The 15,848-nt window shown below is 36.7% G+C and carries 14 protein-coding genes and 4 pseudogenes; 11 read left to right on the top strand and 7 right to left on the bottom strand.

Annotated features, from left to right (window positions below; all coding sequences use genetic code 11):
• Positions 1-195: 195 nt before the first annotated feature.
• Positions 196-2,127: a sucrose-specific PTS transporter subunit IIBC gene (locus IGL07_RS13730; protein ID WP_010816308.1), complete on the bottom strand. Its 1,932-nt coding sequence runs from the start codon at positions 2,125-2,127 to the stop codon at positions 196-198.
• A 190-nt stretch (positions 2,128-2,317) separates the two neighbouring features.
• On the opposite strand from IGL07_RS13730, the gene IGL07_RS13725 reads away from it, so the two are divergent.
• Both IGL07_RS13725 and IGL07_RS13720 read left to right on the top strand, forming a co-directional pair.
• The gene (locus IGL07_RS13725; protein ID WP_002367771.1) at positions 2,318-3,757 is read left to right on the top strand and encodes a sucrose-6-phosphate hydrolase; all 1,440 of its coding nucleotides are present in this window, start codon (positions 2,318-2,320) and stop codon (positions 3,755-3,757) included.
• Between the two features lies 1 nt (position 3,758).
• On the top strand, positions 3,759-4,721 hold the full coding sequence (locus IGL07_RS13720; RefSeq protein ID WP_002367770.1) for a LacI family DNA-binding transcriptional regulator: 963 nt from the start codon (positions 3,759-3,761) through the stop codon (positions 4,719-4,721).
• A gap of 64 nt (positions 4,722-4,785) precedes the next feature.
• Here IGL07_RS13720 and IGL07_RS13715 read toward each other — a convergent pair whose 3' ends face one another.
• Positions 4,786-5,148: a type II toxin-antitoxin system PemK/MazF family toxin gene (locus IGL07_RS13715; protein WP_000241511.1), complete on the bottom strand. Its 363-nt coding sequence runs from the start codon at positions 5,146-5,148 to the stop codon at positions 4,786-4,788.
• Complete coding sequence (locus IGL07_RS13710; protein ID WP_000245205.1) at positions 5,142-5,405, bottom strand: AbrB/MazE/SpoVT family DNA-binding domain-containing protein; 264 nt, start codon at positions 5,403-5,405, stop codon at positions 5,142-5,144. The genes IGL07_RS13715 and IGL07_RS13710 overlap by 7 nt, the downstream gene beginning before the upstream one ends.
• A 199-nt stretch (positions 5,406-5,604) precedes the next feature.
• Here IGL07_RS13710 and IGL07_RS13705 point away from each other — a divergent pair, with 199 nt between their 5' ends.
• Entirely contained in the window at positions 5,605-6,285 is a 681-nt protein-coding gene (locus IGL07_RS13705; RefSeq protein ID WP_001015311.1) for an IS6-like element IS1216 family transposase, read from the top strand.
• A 54-nt stretch (positions 6,286-6,339) separates the two neighbouring features.
• Here the strand turns inward: IGL07_RS13705 and IGL07_RS13700 are convergent.
• The 3 genes and pseudogenes from IGL07_RS13700 to IGL07_RS13690 form a co-directional block, all read right to left on the bottom strand.
• Positions 6,340-6,894: pseudogene (locus tag IGL07_RS13700) on the bottom strand (ATP-binding protein); the annotation flags it as partial.
• Between the two features lie 28 nt (positions 6,895-6,922).
• On the bottom strand, positions 6,923-7,309 hold the full coding sequence (locus tag IGL07_RS13695) for a YdcP family protein (RefSeq protein WP_000985015.1): 387 nt from the start codon (positions 7,307-7,309) through the stop codon (positions 6,923-6,925).
• A gap of 15 nt (positions 7,310-7,324) precedes the next feature.
• A complete protein-coding gene (locus IGL07_RS13690; RefSeq protein ID WP_000420682.1) occupies positions 7,325-7,639 on the bottom strand; it encodes a YdcP family protein in 315 nt (104 codons plus the stop codon).
• Between the two features lie 341 nt (positions 7,640-7,980).
• Here IGL07_RS13690 and IGL07_RS13685 point away from each other — a divergent pair.
• Both IGL07_RS13685 and IGL07_RS13680 read left to right on the top strand, forming a co-directional pair.
• Positions 7,981-8,166 (top strand): annotated as a pseudogene (locus tag IGL07_RS13685) (VirD4-like conjugal transfer protein, CD1115 family); the annotation flags it as partial.
• Positions 8,167-8,215: 49 nt separating this feature from the next.
• Positions 8,216-9,058: pseudogene (locus IGL07_RS13680) on the top strand (ArdC-like ssDNA-binding domain-containing protein); the annotation flags it as partial.
• A 52-nt stretch (positions 9,059-9,110) separates the two neighbouring features.
• Here IGL07_RS13680 and IGL07_RS13675 read toward each other — a convergent pair.
• On the bottom strand, positions 9,111-9,791 hold the full coding sequence (locus tag IGL07_RS13675) for an IS6-like element IS1216 family transposase (protein WP_001015311.1): 681 nt from the start codon (positions 9,789-9,791) through the stop codon (positions 9,111-9,113).
• 59 nt (positions 9,792-9,850) lie between these two features.
• Here IGL07_RS13675 and IGL07_RS13670 point away from each other — a divergent pair.
• The 6 genes and pseudogenes from IGL07_RS13670 to IGL07_RS13645 all read left to right on the top strand — a co-directional run.
• A pseudogene (locus IGL07_RS13670) lies at positions 9,851-10,675 on the top strand (FtsK/SpoIIIE domain-containing protein); the annotation flags it as partial.
• A gap of 177 nt (positions 10,676-10,852) precedes the next feature.
• A complete protein-coding gene (mobT, locus tag IGL07_RS13665) occupies positions 10,853-12,058 on the top strand; it encodes a MobT family relaxase (RefSeq protein ID WP_000398284.1) in 1,206 nt (401 codons plus the stop codon).
• Positions 12,059-12,100: 42 nt separating this feature from the next.
• Positions 12,101-12,322, top strand: a complete 222-nt coding sequence (locus tag IGL07_RS13660; protein ID WP_001009056.1) for a hypothetical protein — start codon at positions 12,101-12,103, stop codon at positions 12,320-12,322.
• A gap of 116 nt (positions 12,323-12,438) precedes the next feature.
• A complete protein-coding gene (locus tag IGL07_RS13655) occupies positions 12,439-12,936 on the top strand; it encodes an antirestriction protein ArdA (RefSeq protein WP_000342539.1) in 498 nt (165 codons plus the stop codon).
• Positions 12,937-13,024: 88 nt separating this feature from the next.
• The gene (locus IGL07_RS13650) at positions 13,025-13,417 is read left to right on the top strand and encodes a conjugal transfer protein (RefSeq protein ID WP_000723888.1); all 393 of its coding nucleotides are present in this window, start codon (positions 13,025-13,027) and stop codon (positions 13,415-13,417) included.
• Positions 13,401-15,848 (top strand): ATP-binding protein, encoded by a 2,448-nt coding sequence (locus IGL07_RS13645; RefSeq protein WP_368745740.1) that lies wholly within the window; start codon positions 13,401-13,403, stop codon positions 15,846-15,848. Before IGL07_RS13650 ends, IGL07_RS13645 begins: the two co-directional genes overlap by 17 nt.

Raw genomic sequence — 15,848 nt, 5'->3', positions numbered from 1 at the left:
GAAAATAGTCCAGTTTCTATTGAAATCTTAACTGTTGAAGCACCTGCAAAAAAAGTGATATATAACTGAATTAGATAAAGAATGTTATCTTTCTACTTGGTTTTATGTCAAATTAATTAGCTTAGAATAGTTATAATTAACTATAATAAAAATATAGACTCTCTTTGTATAGAGAGTCTATTAACTTTTAATAAGCTATTTAATTGTCAATAAGGCTGCACCTTCAGTAACTATATTTTTAGTTATAGGAATAACTTCTGAATAATCTTTAGAGTTTGTTACAATAACCATTGTTGTATCATCAAGTCCTGAATTTGTAATTACTGTGCTGTCAAATGTTCCAAGAACCTCTCCCTTTTTTACTTTTTGTTTAGCACCAACTTTTTTAGTGAATCCTTTACCATTCAATGATACTGTGTCAATACCAACATGAATTAATATTTCAGCACCAGTATTTGATTTGAGGCCATAAGCGTGCCCAGTTTCAAATACGACTTGGACAATACCATCTACTGGAGAATATATAGTGTTCCCATTTGGTTTAATAGCAATCCCTTTTCCTATAGATTCTGAAGAAAATACTGGGTCATTAACTGAACCAAGAGTAGTTATTTCACCAGCAAGAGGACTAACAATCGTTTCTACTGTTGTAGGTTCATCAGCATTTGCTATTTGATTTGTATTTATTTCTGAAGTATCAACTGATGTTTGTTCAGCAATTGCTTCTGCTGCAAAGATACCGGAAGATCTTGTTCTACCATAGAAATAAGTAATTGCAAAAGTAACTGAAAAACTTATTAATTCACATAGCAAGTAAAAGGGGATAGAAGTTGCGTTGATTGAAAGGAACCCAAGAAATCCAGCTGAACCGAGTGATACAGCAACAACTTTAAGTAGACCTGTTATCGCTGCAGCAATACCTGAACCAATTAGAGCACAGAAAAACGGGAAACGGTATTTTAAGTTTACTCCAAACAATGCTGGTTCAGTAATACCAAGAAGTGCTGATAATCCAGCAGAAGAAGCCAGACTCTTTGTTTTAGAATTTTTAGTTAAAAACCAAATAGCAAATGTTGCAGCACCTTGAGCTACATTTGCCATGGAAGCAACTACAAAGATAAAATCCCCATGTCCGATACCATTTGTCCATGCTGAAAGTAACTGTGTTTCGATTGCAGGAAATGACTGATGAAGACCAGTCATAACAATGAGTGAATATGTTCCACCAAAGATCCCCATTCCTATGAACCCAGTTGCATTATATAACCAAACAATAGCATCTGTGATTCCATTAGATAGTAATAACATTGTGGGACCAATAACTGTGAAAGTTAAGAATCCAGTAATTATTACGGATAATAATGGTGTGAATGTAAAATCAATAGATGAAGGAAGTTTTTTATGAAAATATTTTTCCAATATTGACAAAAGATATACGGAAGCTAATACCGGAATTACTTGGTAGGCATAGTTTGTTTGTGCAACATGGTATCCAAAAATATTCCAATATTCAGTGGCTCCACCAAGGTCTGGAGTTGTCATAATCATACCAATTGCAGCACCTAGAAATTGGTTTGCTCCAAAACGTTTAGCAGCGGAAATACCAACTAGAATTGGTAAAAACATAAATGGTGCAGCTGACATAAGCTGAATCATAGAGGAAATTCCTTTAATTGCAGGATACATTTCTTCGATTGATTTTGGTCCAAAAAGACCCGCGGCAGTTAAAAAATTTCGTAGAGCCATTAATAAACCACCTGCAACAAGTGCAGGAATAATTGGTACGAAAATTTCTGATAGTAGTTTAATTAATGCCATAATTGGATTGAATTTTTTATTTTTATCAACTATTTGTTTCAAGTCGTCTGTTGAAAGCTCTGAAAGGCCAGTTTTTTTTATAAGTTCATCATAGACAAAATTAACGTCACCAGCACCAATAATAACCTGATACTGACCATCAATTTTAAAGGTACCTTTTACATTTGGGTTTTCATCCAAAGCTTTTTGATTAACTTTTGTATTATCCTTTAGTACGAGACGAAGACGTGTTGCACAGTGTGCAGCAGCGATAAGATTATCTTTTCCAACTGCTAGAATTATGTCGGAAGCTAGTTTAGCATAGTCCATATGAACAACTCCTTTTATCATATTTCTCTTTCTGAGAAAGCGCTTTTTTTAATTTATGTTTATTTTAGCATATTTCATGAACATGTCAAACGTTTATCATATTTTTTTTATTTTTAGATAGAATGATTGATTTTTATAGAGAAAACGTTTACTATATTAGTTATAAAAAGATACTTTGAAGGAGTAAAATATGGAATTATCTCGAGAAATACGATATCGCGCTTATTCTGAATGGAGTAAAGATGAGATTACAAAAATAAAAGAAAATATTAAGCAATCTCCTTGGCATGCTAGCTATCATATTGAACCTAAAACAGGGTTGCTTAACGATCCGAATGGGTTCTCTTTTTTTAATGGAAAATTCACTCTTTTTTACCAAAATTGGCCATTTGGAGCGGCACACGGGTTAAAAAAATGGGTGCATGCTGAGTCAGATGATTTAGTTCATTTTAATATAACAGGAACAGAGCTTCTTCCAGATACAAAATACGATAGTCATGGAGCATATTCTGGATCAGCATATGAAGTAGATGGCAAATTACTTTTATTATATACAGGAAATGTTCGTGATAAAAATTGGAGACGTGATTCATTTCAATTGGGAGCATGGATGGATAGAAGTTACAATATTACTAAGTGTGAGGATGTCTTTATTAACAAACCTGAGGACGTAACAGATCATTTTAGAGATCCGCAAATTTTTGATTATAAAGGTCAATTTTATGCAATTGTTGGAGGACAAAGTCTTGAAAAAAGAGGAGTTATTAAGCTTTATAAAGCTGTAGGTAACAGTGTTGAAAAGTGGTCAGAAGTAGGAAATCTTGATTTTTGTAGTAGTGGTTCAGAATACATGATAGAGTGCCCTAATCTTTTATTTGTAAATGATACACCAATTCTGATTTATTGTCCTCAGGGTCTTGATAAATCAGAACTTAGTTATGATAATATTTATCCGAATACTTATAAAATTTGTCAAAGTTTTGATGAAAGAACTGCGAAACTTGTGGGTTCTTCTAAAATTAAAAATCTTGATTATGGGTTTGATGTTTATGCAACACAAGGATTTAATTCTCCTGATGGACGTACTTTAATTGTTAGTTGGATTGGGCTTCCTGATGTTGAATATCCAACAGATAAGTATGATTATCAAGGCGCAATGAGTCTTGTTAAGGAGCTTTCTATCAATAATGGAAAACTTTATCAATACCCTGTAGATGCTATTAAAACACTGCGAACTAGTTGTGAAGATTTTACGTCAAAAATAGAAACAAGTAATACTTATGAACTGGAAGTGACTTTTCCGGCTAATCAGAAATCAGAATTACTTCTTTTTGCTGATGATAAAGGGAATGGACTCAGCTTAATAGTTGATACTAAAGAAGGAAAAGTTATTTTAGATCGGAGTAAAGCAGGAATTCAATATGCAATTGATTTTGGTATGACTCGTGAATGCTTAATAGATACTGAAGAAACAATTGCTAATATTTTTGTAGATAATTCAATCATTGAGATTTTTATTAATAAAGGAGAGAAAGTATTTACCAGTCGTGTATTTCCTGAGAAGGACCAAAATGGGATTCAAATAAAATCAGGGAAACCTATTGGAAAATACTTTGAATTGGAATATTAATATGGTAGCAAAATTAACAGATGTAGCTGAATTAGCTGGAGTTAGTCCGACAACTGTATCTCGTGTCATTAATAACAAAGGCTATTTGTCAGAAAAAACTAAAAAAAACGTTCATGAAGCTATGAAAATTTTAGGATACAAACCAAATAATTTAGCACGAGGCTTACAAGGAAAATCACCTCAACTTATAGGTCTCATTTTCCCTAATATTAGTAACATATTCTATGCGGAACTCATTGAATACCTTGAAATAGAATTATTTAATCAAGGATATAAAACAATTATTTGTAATAGCGAAAATGATCCTGGAAAAGAACGTGAATATCTTGAAATGCTTGAAGCAAATCAAGTCGACGGTATTATTTCTTCTAGTCATAATCTTGGGATTGCTGACTATGAGCGTGTTCAAGCACCAATTATTGCTTTTGATAGAAATTTAGCACCAAATGTTCCTATCATCGCATCAGATAATTTTGAAGGTGGTAAATTGGCAGCAAGCGTTTTACGGAAAAATGGTTGTCAAAATATTATTATGATTACTGGAAATGATAATACAGATTCTCCTACAGGTTTACGTGCTTTAGGATTTTCTTTCCAAATTCCAGAAGGAAAAGTCTTTAAAGTTCCTAATAGTTTGTCTACAATTCGTCGAGAGATGGAAATTAAATCGATTATTTCAACTAATAAACCAGATGGCATTTTTATTTCAGATGATTTAACTGCTATTCTTACTATGAAAATTGTAAAAAAACTCAACTTAAATATTCCAGAAGATGTGAAAATTATTGGTTACGATGGAACATCATTTATTGAACAATTTTTTTCACAATTGACCACAATTAAACAACCTATTGATGAACTTGCAAAACTAATTGTTGATGTTTTGTTGAAAAAGATTAAGGGAGAAAAGATAAGTAAGGATTATATTTTACCTGTATCATTACTTTCTGGTGGGAGCATTTAATCGATAGAAAAAAACGAACAAGTCGGAAACTTTTGACTTGTTCGTTTTTTCGCCTTTTTATTAGTTAAAATTTATTTGTTTTATTTACTTTTTGAAATACGGTTCTAACTTTTAGCAATAATTCATCGATTAATTTTTCGTGTGCTGTTTCTAAAAACACGCATTGTCTAGCCTCATAATCGATGGTGGTTAATTGATCTAATAATACTTTACCTGATGTTTTCATTCCGTAAGAAGGATTAATAGAAACATATAAAGGATAGTTTCTTTTTGTACTTGATATAGGAGCTACAATAACAACATTGCTGTAATCTGCAATAATATCATGACTTAAAACAATATACGGTCTCTTACCTGTTTGTTCATGTCCTGATCTAGGAGCCGTATTCAACAATAAAATATCACCTTGATGAGGAACTTTTACCATTTTTCATTTCCTACCGCATTTCCTAAATCTTGAATAGTTACATGCACCTTCTCTTCTTTATAATTTTCAAACAATTGTTCAATTGTTAAATCATTATCAGAATCCACAGCTTCAATAATTAATCGTTTTTTACCATTCGATTCCTCCTGTGTTATTTTCACTTTATCTTCTGTATGAATTTGGAGATATTCCATCACAGATTTAGGAAGTCTAAGACCGTTACTATTGCCCCATTTTTTTATTGATAACATTACCATTTTATTCACCTCTCATTGTTTATACATAGTATAACATATTAAAAAAATAAAGTATATACATAATTATCCTTCGACTGAACAATTTCACATAAAAACCAAAGAGGTCAAAAACTTTTAAGTTTCTGGGTTCTGTTGCAAAGTTTTAAATCTACTATCAAATAAGGTAGAATAATAGAAAAAGATAGCAGGAGGAATGACGATGAATCATTTTAAAGGAAAGCAATTTCAGCAGGATGTGATTATTGTAGCCGTGGGCTACTATCTTCGTTATAACCTTAGCTATCGTGAAGTTCAAGAAATCTTATATGATCGTGGCATTAACGTTTCTCATACGACGATTTATCGTTGGGTGCAAGAATATGGCAAACTACTCTATCAAATTTGGAAAAAGAAAAATAAAAAATCCTTTTATTCATGGAAAATGGATGAAACGTACATCAAAATTAAAGGAAAATGGCATTATTTGTATCGAGCCATCGATGCAGATGGTTTAACCTTGGATATTTGGTTACGTAAAAAACGGGACACACAAGCAGCCTATGCTTTTCTTAAGCGGTTAGTGAAGCAGTTTGATGAACCGAAGGTTGTAGTCACAGATAAAGCCCCCTCTATTACAAGTGCCTTTAAGAAACTAAAAGAATACGGCTTTTATCAAGGGACAGAACATCGTACCATTAAATACCTGAATAATTTGATTGAACAAGACCATCGTCCAGTAAAGAGACGCAATAAATTCTATCGAAGTTTACGCACTGCCTCTACCACGATTAAAGGCATGGAAGCCATTCGAGGATTATATAAGAAAACCCGAAAAGAAGGCACTCTCTTCGGGTTTTCGGTCTGTACTGAAATCAAGGTATTATTGGGAATCCCAGCTTAAATCATAGATACCGTAAGGGATTTTATTCTTTATTTAAAACTTTGCAACAGAACCATATTCCACATAGGAATCCTTTAACTCTTTATCCGTCAGCTCACAGTACAAGCCACTCTCTAATTTCTTTTCCAAGTGTAAGAGTTGGTCTTGATATTTTCCCAGCGTGATTTCCACCCGTATCTGTATCAAGCCATTTTTAAGTCGATAATACATTTTAGGGAAGTAGGTTATCTTTTCCTTTGTACGACCAGCACTATCTTTAAAGAAACCCTCTGTTTTGACCTGTTCAGATTCATACCACTTGTTTTCAAGTATCATCTTTGCCAGTTTTTGACGGTGGTAAAGTTGTTTAACCGTATCATAGCGAACCCGTTTGAATACAAACGCTACCAGCAAGCAGATAAGAATTGCGACACTGAAACTGATAATTAAATAGGGAATGTCAATCTTATCTGCTTGTGATAGGTTAAAATCCTGCCAGTTGATCTGCTGGATTGTCTTCACATGAAACAGTCCGACAACCAGCAGGAAAACAGGCAGGAGTGACGCTATCGTAAAATGAAAGACTAAATCTTTACCAGATGGGCGAATCCTTTTACCACGCTGTTTCATGCGAAAAAGTCTCCTTTCTACCTAGCGACTATTTGTCTTGTGTCGGTTCTTTCTTTGCTTGTGGTTGAGCTTTGAATGAACTAGAATCCTTTGTCAGCACAATATCGTCTGCCTTGATATACCAGTCAACATCTGCTCCTTGATAGGTGGCAGTAGCAACGGTGTCCGCAATGGGATTGATAAGTTCCACCCGTGCGTTATAATCAAACTCTTTCAAAGGCACGCTGGCAGGAATACTTACTTGAATCATGCGTCCTTGTCCTTTGGATTTTAAGTCATAGGTACGTTCCTTGATTTCATCTGAAACCGACCCGTCTTCATTTTGGATTCTCACTTCACGACGTAGAGCAGAGAATTTCAATTCTCCAAAAGTCGTGTCTTTATCTAATACAATGCCATTTGCTAATCTCATCATTTTTCCTCTCTTTCTTTATTCTTTTATCATGTCGTCAGCATGTAAAAGGTAATTTGTAAAACCACGAGTGCCGATTTTGTAGCCCTCTGCGGTAATACGTGGATTGACTAACTTCACACGTTCCTCAAAGCCGAAATGTTTTTCGCCAGCTTCAGCAGGAAGCACCACCACAATATCATCTGCTCTTTGAACATCAGAATAGAGATTATAGCTTCTTGATAAGACAGTTAGCCGTCCGTTGATTCTTCGCTGAACGACTTTATCCTCGCCAGCAAATTCTAAATTGCCGAATGTTTTTTCCATGTTGGGAATCACAAATTTAAGTTCCATATTTTTACCTATCCTTTCTTTTTTATTGGCTGAATGAATGTTTGATGGTCTTAAAGAGTGGGGAACGACCTTTTGATTCTTGATTTTTTGTTTTCATAAGTTCACTTCCTTTCAAAATCGGGTAAAAAAATAGACACCTCATTTTTTGAAGTGTCTACCTATTAAATATTCAAATTTTATTGGAAGTATCTTTATATCTTCACTTTTCAAGGATAAATCGTCGTATCAAAGCTCATTCATAAGTAGTAAATTAGTAGTAAATTGAGTGGTTTTGACCTTGATAAAGTGTGATAAGTCCAGTTTTTATGCGGATAACTAGATTTTTATGCTATTTTTAAATTAAAAAATTCTATGCTTTTCAGCATGACCGAGCAGATGAACTAGCAACAGGCCCGACTGATGATAAGTGGTATACGTGGCGCCGATATATGACTGATGAAGAAGCTATTTTGGATAAAATCTCGGCAACAGATATTATTGACCATGGAGAAATTACAAGTGAACTGAAAGACGAAACACACGTTTAAAAAGACGTGCGTTTTTTCTTTTAGAAAATAGAAAAAGGAGGAACAGAAAATGCCAATGACACATGCACAACGACAAAAAGTGTTAGAAGAAATTGAACAAAAAAGTATTGTGGGTGTCGCAGAAAGTTTAGGAATAACACTTGTACGACAGGGACAAAGTTATACCTGGTCAGAGCACGATAGTTTTGTTTTAACCCCTAAGAAGAATGCTTTTTATTGGAACTCTCGCCAAGTTGGTGGTGGGAGCATCAAGCTTGTTCAAGTGATAAAAGAGTGTACACACGCTGAAGCATTGCAGTATTTACAGACCGTAGAAGCAGGGGCTGTTGAAACGTTGAAAGAACCTACTCCGACGAACTTTCATTATTATATGAAAGAACATACACAACAAAATGCCACCATTGATTACTTGCTTCAGGAACGTAAGTTATCAAGAGAAACGATTGATTTCTTTTTTGAACAAAACCTCATGGCACAATCCACGTATACAGATAAAGAGACCGGACAAAGTGAACCAGTAATAGTCTTCAAGCACGTTGGTCTTGAAGAAAAAATTAAAGGCGTTGCCTTACAAGGTATTTGGGAAAATAAGAAGCTACATGGCGAACGAGGACGGTTAAAGCGTGTCTGGGGAAATGGCTATTATGGGTTGACTGTTCGTGTAGGGTATCCACCAAAAATTGCAGAAGCTACGTCAGAAAAGCCAATCAAAATCATTGTTTTTGAAGCGCCTATAGATCTCATGAGTTATTACGAATTAAAAAAAGAAACGATTGGAGATGCGGTATTATTTTGTGCGAATGGACTTAAAAAGGGCGCAGTATCTACGCTTATTGCCAATGAAATTGGCTCTTATGTCAAAGAAGAAGAAAAGCCAACCGTCCTTGAACGGTTCTGTTGCAAAGTTTTAAATAAAGAATAAAATCCCTTACGGTATCTATGATTTAAGCTGGGATTCCCAATAATACCTTGATTTCAGTACAGACCGAAAACCCGAAGAGAGTGCCTTCTTTTCGGGTTTTCTTATATAATCCTCGAATGGCTTCCATGCCTTTAATCGTGGTAGAGGCAGTGCGTAAACTTCGATAGAATTTATTGCGTCTCTTTACTGGACGATGGTCTTGTTCAATCAAATTATTCAGGTATTTAATGGTACGATGTTCTGTCCCTTGATAAAAGCCGTATTCTTTTAGTTTCTTAAAGGCACTTGTAATAGAGGGGGCTTTATCTGTGACTACAACCTTCGGTTCATCAAACTGCTTCACTAACCGCTTAAGAAAAGCATAGGCTGCTTGTGTGTCCCGTTTTTTACGTAACCAAATATCCAAGGTTAAACCATCTGCATCGATGGCTCGATACAAATAATGCCATTTTCCTTTAATTTTGATGTACGTTTCATCCATTTTCCATGAATAAAAGGATTTTTTATTTTTCTTTTTCCAAATTTGATAGAGTAGTTTGCCATATTCTTGCACCCAACGATAAATCGTCGTATGAGAAACGTTAATGCCACGATCATATAAGATTTCTTGAACTTCACGATAGCTAAGGTTATAACGAAGATAGTAGCCCACGGCTACAATAATCACATCCTGCTGAAATTGCTTTCCTTTAAAATGATTCATCGTCATTCCTCCTGCTATCTTTTTCTATTATTCTACCTTATTTGATAGTAGATTTAAAACTTTGCAACAGAACCGCCAGTCGTATTTCTATTGATGAAGTAGAAGCTAAAGATGGTAAACTTCGCTTAATGAAAAACGTATGGTGGGAATATGATAAGCTCCCTCATATGTTGATTGCTGGTGGTACAGGTGGCGGTAAAACTTACTTTATACTGACACTGATTGAAGCCTTGCTTCATACAGATTCAAAACTGTATATTCTTGACCCGAAAAATGCTGATCTTGCGGACTTAGGTTCTGTGATGGCAAATGTCTACTATAGAAAAGAAGACTTGCTTTCTTGCATTGAAACATTCTATGAAGAAATGATGAAACGTAGTGAGGAAATGAAGCAGATGAAGAACTATAAGACTGGCAAAAATTATGCTTACTTAGGTCTCCCGGCACACTTCTTAATCTTTGATGAATACGTCGCTTTCATGGAAATTCTGGGAACAAAAGAAAACACCGCAGTTATGAATAAGCTGAAACAGATTGTCATGTTAGGTCGTCAAGCTGGCTTCTTTCTAATACTGGCTTGTCAACGTCCAGACGCAAAATATTTAGGCGACGGAATCCGTGATCAGTTTAATTTCAGAGTGGCTTTAGGTCGTATGTCTGAAATGGGCTATGGCATGATGTTTGGCAGTGACGTACAAAAGGATTTCTTCTTAAAGCGAATCAAAGGTCGTGGCTATGTTGATGTAGGAACAAGTGTCATATCAGAGTTTTATACTCCCCTTGTACCAAAAGGATATGATTTCTTGGAGGAAATTAAAAAGTTATCCAACAGCAGACAGTCCACGCAGGCGACGTGCGAAGCGGAAGTCGCAGGTGTGGACTGATCTTGCTGGCTGGTGTGGCAATAGCCACGCCAGCACTTAACCCCCCGTATCTAACAGGGGGGTACAAATCGACAGGAAACAGTCAAAAAAACATTAGAAAATCCTTTGGTTACAAGGGATTTACAAAATTTCAGCGTATGTCAAATGGGCTTTAAAAGTTGACATACGCCTTTTTGATTGGAGGGATTTTTACTGAATGAACAAACTTGGTTACAGCATTTAAAAGAAAAACGCTTGGCTTATGGACTATCTCAAAACCGTTTAGCTGTTGCGACTGGTATTACAAGGCAGTATCTAAGCGATATTGAAACAGGAAAAGTCAAGCCATCAGAGGATTTACAGCAGTCCCTTTGGGAAGCTCTGGAACGCTTCAATCCCGACGCTCCCCTTGAAATGCTGTTTGATTATGTAAGAATTCGCTTTCCGACAACAGACGTACAGCAGGTGGTCGAAAACATCTTACAACTGAAACTGTCCTATTTTCTTCATGAGGACTATGGTTTCTATTCTTATTCAGAGCATTATGCTTTAGGCGACATATTCGTCCTTTGCTCCCATGAACTGGACAAAGGAGTTCTGGTGGAATTGAAAGGTCGTGGGTGCAGACAATTTGAAAGCTATCTTCTGGCACAACAAAGAAGCTGGTATGAGTTCTTTATGGACGTTTTGGTGGCTGGCGGTGTGATGAAACGCCTTGACCTTGCCATTAACGATAAGACAGGGATTTTAAATATCCCTGTACTCACTGAAAAGTGCCAACAGGAAGAATGTATCTCCGTCTTCCGCAGTTTTAAAAGCTATCGCAGTGGCGAACTGGTACGCAAAGAGGAAAAGGAATGTATGGGAAACACCCTCTATATCGGTTCATTACAAAGTGAAGTTTATTTCTGTATCTATGAAAAGGACTACGAGCAGTACAAGAAAAATGATATTCCCATTGAAGACGCAGAAGTAAAAAACCGTTTTGAGATTCGATTGAAAAATGAGCGTGCCTATTATGCAGTCCGTGATTTACTCGTCTATGACAATCCAGAGCATACCGCCTTTAAAATTATCAATCGGTATATCCGTTTTGTAGATAAAGACGATTCCAAACCTCGTTCTGATTGGAAACTGAATGAAGAATGGGCTTGGTTTATTGGGAACAATCGTGAACGATTAAAACTAACCACAAAACCAGAGCCTTACTCCTTCCAAAGGACGCTGAACTGGCTATCTCATCAAGTTGCCCCGACCTTAAAGGTTGCGATTAAACTTGATGAAATCAACCAGACGCAGGTTGTAAAAGACATTCTCGACCATGCGAAACTGACAGACCGACACAAGCAGATTTTGAAGCAACAGTCAGTAAAAGAACAGGACGTGATAACAACAAAAAAATAACTCAAATACAAATTCATTGAATATAGAGAGGAGAACATTTTTATGAATTTTGGACAAAACCTTTATAACTGGTTTCTATCAAACGCTCAATCACTGGTGCTTTTAGCAATCGTTGTGATTGGCTTGTATCTTGGCTTCAAGCGTGAGTTTAGCAAACTGATTGGCTTTTTAATTATTGCGATTATTGCGGTTGGCTTAGTCTTCAACGCTGCTGGAGTAAAAGACATTTTACTAGAGCTATTCAATCGCATTATTGGTGCTTAAATAAAACCGTTCTTTTGTGGAATATAAGTGGTTTTCTTATGTTCCGCAAAGGAATGGTACACCAAACGAAGTGCGGTAGGGATTTTTGAATCTCTACAAAGAAAGGACGTGAATATATGGACGATATGCAAGTCTATATTGCGAATTTAGGCAAATACAATGAGGGCGAATTGGTCGGTGCGTGGTTTACCTTTCCCATTGACTTTGAGGAAGTCAAAGAGAAAATCGGCTTGAATGATGAATATGAGGAATACGCCATTCATGACTACGAGTTACCCTTTACGGTTGACGAATACACTTCCATTGGCGAACTCAATCGACTATGGGAAATGGTATCGGAATTACCCGAAGAATTACAATCGGAGCTATCTGCTCTGCTCACTCATTTTTCAAGCATTGAAGAACTAAGCGAACATCAAGAGGATATTATCATTCATTCCGATTGTGATGATATGTATGACGTGGCACGCTACTACATTGAAGAAACGGGTGCTTTAGGCGAAGTACCAGCTAGTCTTCAAAACTATATTGATTATCAAGCCTATGGTCGGGATTTAGACCTTTCAGGAACGTTTATCTCAACCAATCATGGGATTTTTGAAATCGTCTATTAAATCTGTCGGTACATTACTACTGGCAGATTTTCTATTTTACGGGGTGGCTCAATCAGCTACCCCTATTTTTTATGAAAGGATTGATTACATGAAGAAAATACGAAGCTATACCAGTATCTGGTCTGTGGAAAAGGTACTGTATTCTATCAATGATTTTAGACTTCCGTTTCCCATAACCTTTACGCAAATGACATGGTTTGTCGTGTCACTCTTTGCAGTGATGATACTTGGCAACTTGCCCCCTCTTTCCATGATAGAGGGAGCATTTCTCAAATACTTTGGGATTCCTGTGGCTTTCACATGGTTTATGTCTACAAAAACTTTTGATGGTAAAAAGCCTTATGGATTTTTGAAGTCTGTCATTGCTTATGCACTGCGACCAAAGCTGACCTATGCAGGAAAAAAAGTAACGCTTGGCAGAAACCAGCCACAAGAAGCCATTACAGCAGTTAGGAGTGAATTTTATGGCATATCCAATTAAATACATTGAAAACAATCTCGTCTGGAATAAAGACGGGGAATGTTATGCTTACTATGAGCTTGTTCCTTACAATTACTCATTTCTAAGTCCAGAACAGAAAATACAAGTGCATGATTCTTTCAGACAGCTTATCGCACAAAATCGTGATGGCAAAATTCATGCTTTACAAATCAGTACAGAATCCAGCATACGTTCTGCACAAGAGCGTTCCAAAAATGAAGTCACTGGCAAGCTCAAAGCGGTTGCCTATGACAAAATCGACCAACAGACAGACGCTTTAATATCCATGATTGGCGAAAATCAAGTGAACTACCGTTTCTTTATCGGCTTTAAGTTGCTTCTCAACGATCAGGAGTTTTCTATGAAAAGTCTTACCGTTGAAGCAAAAAATGCTTTGTCTGATTTTGTCTATGATGTGAACCATAAGCTGATGGGCGATTTTGTTAGTATGAGTAATGATGAAATCCTGCGTTTTCAGAAGATGGAAAAGCTCTTAGAAAATAAAATCTCTCGTCGTTTCAAAATCCGCAGGTTAGATAAGGACGACTTCGGCTATCTGATTGAACACCTTTACGGACAGACAGGCACTGCCTATGAAGAGTATGAGTACCATCTATCAAAGAAAAAGCTGGATAATGAAACGCTGATTAAATACTATGACTTGATTAAGCCTACTCGCTGTTTGGTGGAAGAAAAACAGCGATATTTGAAAATCCAGCAGGAAGATGAAACCGTCTATGTAGCTTACTTTACCATTAACAGCATTGTCGGAGAACTGGACTTCCCGTCCTCTGAAATCTTCTACTACCAGCAACAGCAATTTACATTCCCGATTGATACGTCAATGAATGTGGAAATTGTAGCGAATCGTAAAGCCCTATCTACTGTCCGCAATAAAAAGAAAGAACTGAAAGACTTGGATAACCACGCTTGGCAAAGTGATAATGAAACCAGCTCCAATGTGGCGGAAGCTCTGGAAAGTGTGAATGAGCTGGAAACCAATTTAGACCAAAGCAAGGAATCTATGTACAAGCTGTCTTATGTGGTAAGGGTATCAGCAAATGATCTTGACGAACTCAAACGTCGTTGTAATGAAGTGAAAGATTTTTATGACGATTTAAGCGTAAAACTGGTACGACCATTTGGGGATATGCTCGGCTTACATGAAGAATTTTTACCTGCCAGCAAGCGTTATATGAATGATTATATTCAATACGTGACCTCTGATTTCCTCGCTGGTTTAGGTTTTGGTGCTACTCAAATGCTGGGGGAAAATGAGGGGATTTATGTTGGCTACAGCTTAGATACTGGACGCAATGTCTATCTGAAACCTGCTTTTGCCAGTCAAGGGGTTAAGGGTTCAGTAACCAATGCGTTAGCGTCGGCTTTTGTTGGTTCGCTGGGTGGTGGTAAATCCTTTGCGAATAACCTTATCGTCTATTATGCGGTGCTTTATGGGGCACAAGCAGTGATTGTAGACCCAAAAGCAGAACGTGGCAGATGGAAAGAAACCTTGCCAGAGATTTCCCATGAAATCAATATCGTCACTCTGACTTCTGATGAGAAAAACAAAGGCTTACTTGACCCTTATGTGATTATGAAAAATCCCAAAGATTCTGAATCACTGGCTATTGATATTCTGACATTCCTTACGGGGATTTCCTCTCGTGATGGGGAACGCTTCCCAATCCTTAGAAAAGCCATTCGTGCAGTAACCAATAGTGAAGTACGAGGGTTGATGAAAGTGATTGAGGAATTACGGGTTGAGAATACGCCACTAAGTACCAGTATAGCCGACCATATCGAAAGTTTTACAGACTATGACTTTGCACATTTATTATTCAGTAATGGTTATGTGGAGCAGTCTATCAGCTTAGAAAAACAACTGAACATTATACAGGTTGCGGACTTGGTACTTCCCGACAAGGAAACTTCCTTTGAGGAATATACCACTATGGAGCTTTTATCCGTTGCTATGCTGATTGTCATTAGTACCTTTGCTTTAGACTTTATCCATACAGACCGAAGCATTTTCAAGATTGTAGATTTAGACGAAGCATGGAGCTTTTTACAGGTAGCACAAGGAAAAACACTATCTATGAAGCTGGTTCGGGCTGGTCGTGCTATGAACGCTGGGGTATATTTCGTGACCCAAAATACAGACGACCTCTTAGATGAAAAACTGAAAAATAACCTCGGCTTAAAATTTGCATTTCGTTCCACTGACCTTAACGAGATTAAAAAGACCTTAGCCTTTTTTGGTGTAGACCCAGAGGACGAAAACAATCAGAAGCGATTGCGTGATTTGGAAAACGGGCAATGCCTTATCAGTGATTTATATGGTCGTGTCGGTGTGATACAGTTCCACCCTGTATTTGAAGAACTGCTCCATGCCTTTGATACCAGACCACCTGTGCGAAAAGAGGTGTAA

The organism is Enterococcus sp. DIV1368f, assembly GCF_051712245.1.
GTDB classification, from domain to species: Bacteria; Bacillota; Bacilli; order Lactobacillales; family Enterococcaceae; genus Enterococcus; species Enterococcus faecalis.
The sequence above is the reverse complement of the archived record's forward strand: the minus strand, read 5'-3'. Positions and strand labels throughout refer to the sequence as shown.

What these genes read in the sequence shown, in the direction of transcription:
- IGL07_RS13655 (WP_000342539.1), top strand. Translation starts at nt 12,439, where the DNA reads ATGGACGATATGCAAGTCTATATTGCGAATTTAGGCAAATACAATGAG.
- IGL07_RS13730 (WP_010816308.1), bottom strand. Translation starts at nt 2,127, where the DNA reads ATGGACTATGCTAAACTAGCTTCCGACATAATTCTAGCAGTTGGAAAA.
- IGL07_RS13725 (WP_002367771.1), top strand. Translation starts at nt 2,318, where the DNA reads ATGGAATTATCTCGAGAAATACGATATCGCGCTTATTCTGAATGGAGT.
- IGL07_RS13715 (WP_000241511.1), bottom strand. Translation starts at nt 5,148, where the DNA reads ATGGTAAAAGTTCCTCATCAAGGTGATATTTTATTGTTGAATACGGCT.
- IGL07_RS13695 (WP_000985015.1), bottom strand. Translation starts at nt 7,309, where the DNA reads ATGATGAGATTAGCAAATGGCATTGTATTAGATAAAGACACGACTTTT.
- IGL07_RS13690 (WP_000420682.1), bottom strand. Translation starts at nt 7,639, where the DNA reads ATGGAACTTAAATTTGTGATTCCCAACATGGAAAAAACATTCGGCAAT.
- IGL07_RS13660 (WP_001009056.1), top strand. Translation starts at nt 12,101, where the DNA reads ATGAATTTTGGACAAAACCTTTATAACTGGTTTCTATCAAACGCTCAA.
- IGL07_RS13720 (WP_002367770.1), top strand. Translation starts at nt 3,759, where the DNA reads ATGGTAGCAAAATTAACAGATGTAGCTGAATTAGCTGGAGTTAGTCCG.
- IGL07_RS13710 (WP_000245205.1), bottom strand. Translation starts at nt 5,405, where the DNA reads ATGGTAATGTTATCAATAAAAAAATGGGGCAATAGTAACGGTCTTAGA.
- IGL07_RS13650 (WP_000723888.1), top strand. Translation starts at nt 13,025, where the DNA reads ATGAAGAAAATACGAAGCTATACCAGTATCTGGTCTGTGGAAAAGGTA.
- IGL07_RS13645 (WP_368745740.1), top strand. Translation starts at nt 13,401, where the DNA reads ATGGCATATCCAATTAAATACATTGAAAACAATCTCGTCTGGAATAAA.
- IGL07_RS13705 (WP_001015311.1), top strand. Translation starts at nt 5,605, where the DNA reads ATGAATCATTTTAAAGGAAAGCAATTTCAGCAGGATGTGATTATTGTA.
- IGL07_RS13675 (WP_001015311.1), bottom strand. Translation starts at nt 9,791, where the DNA reads ATGAATCATTTTAAAGGAAAGCAATTTCAGCAGGATGTGATTATTGTA.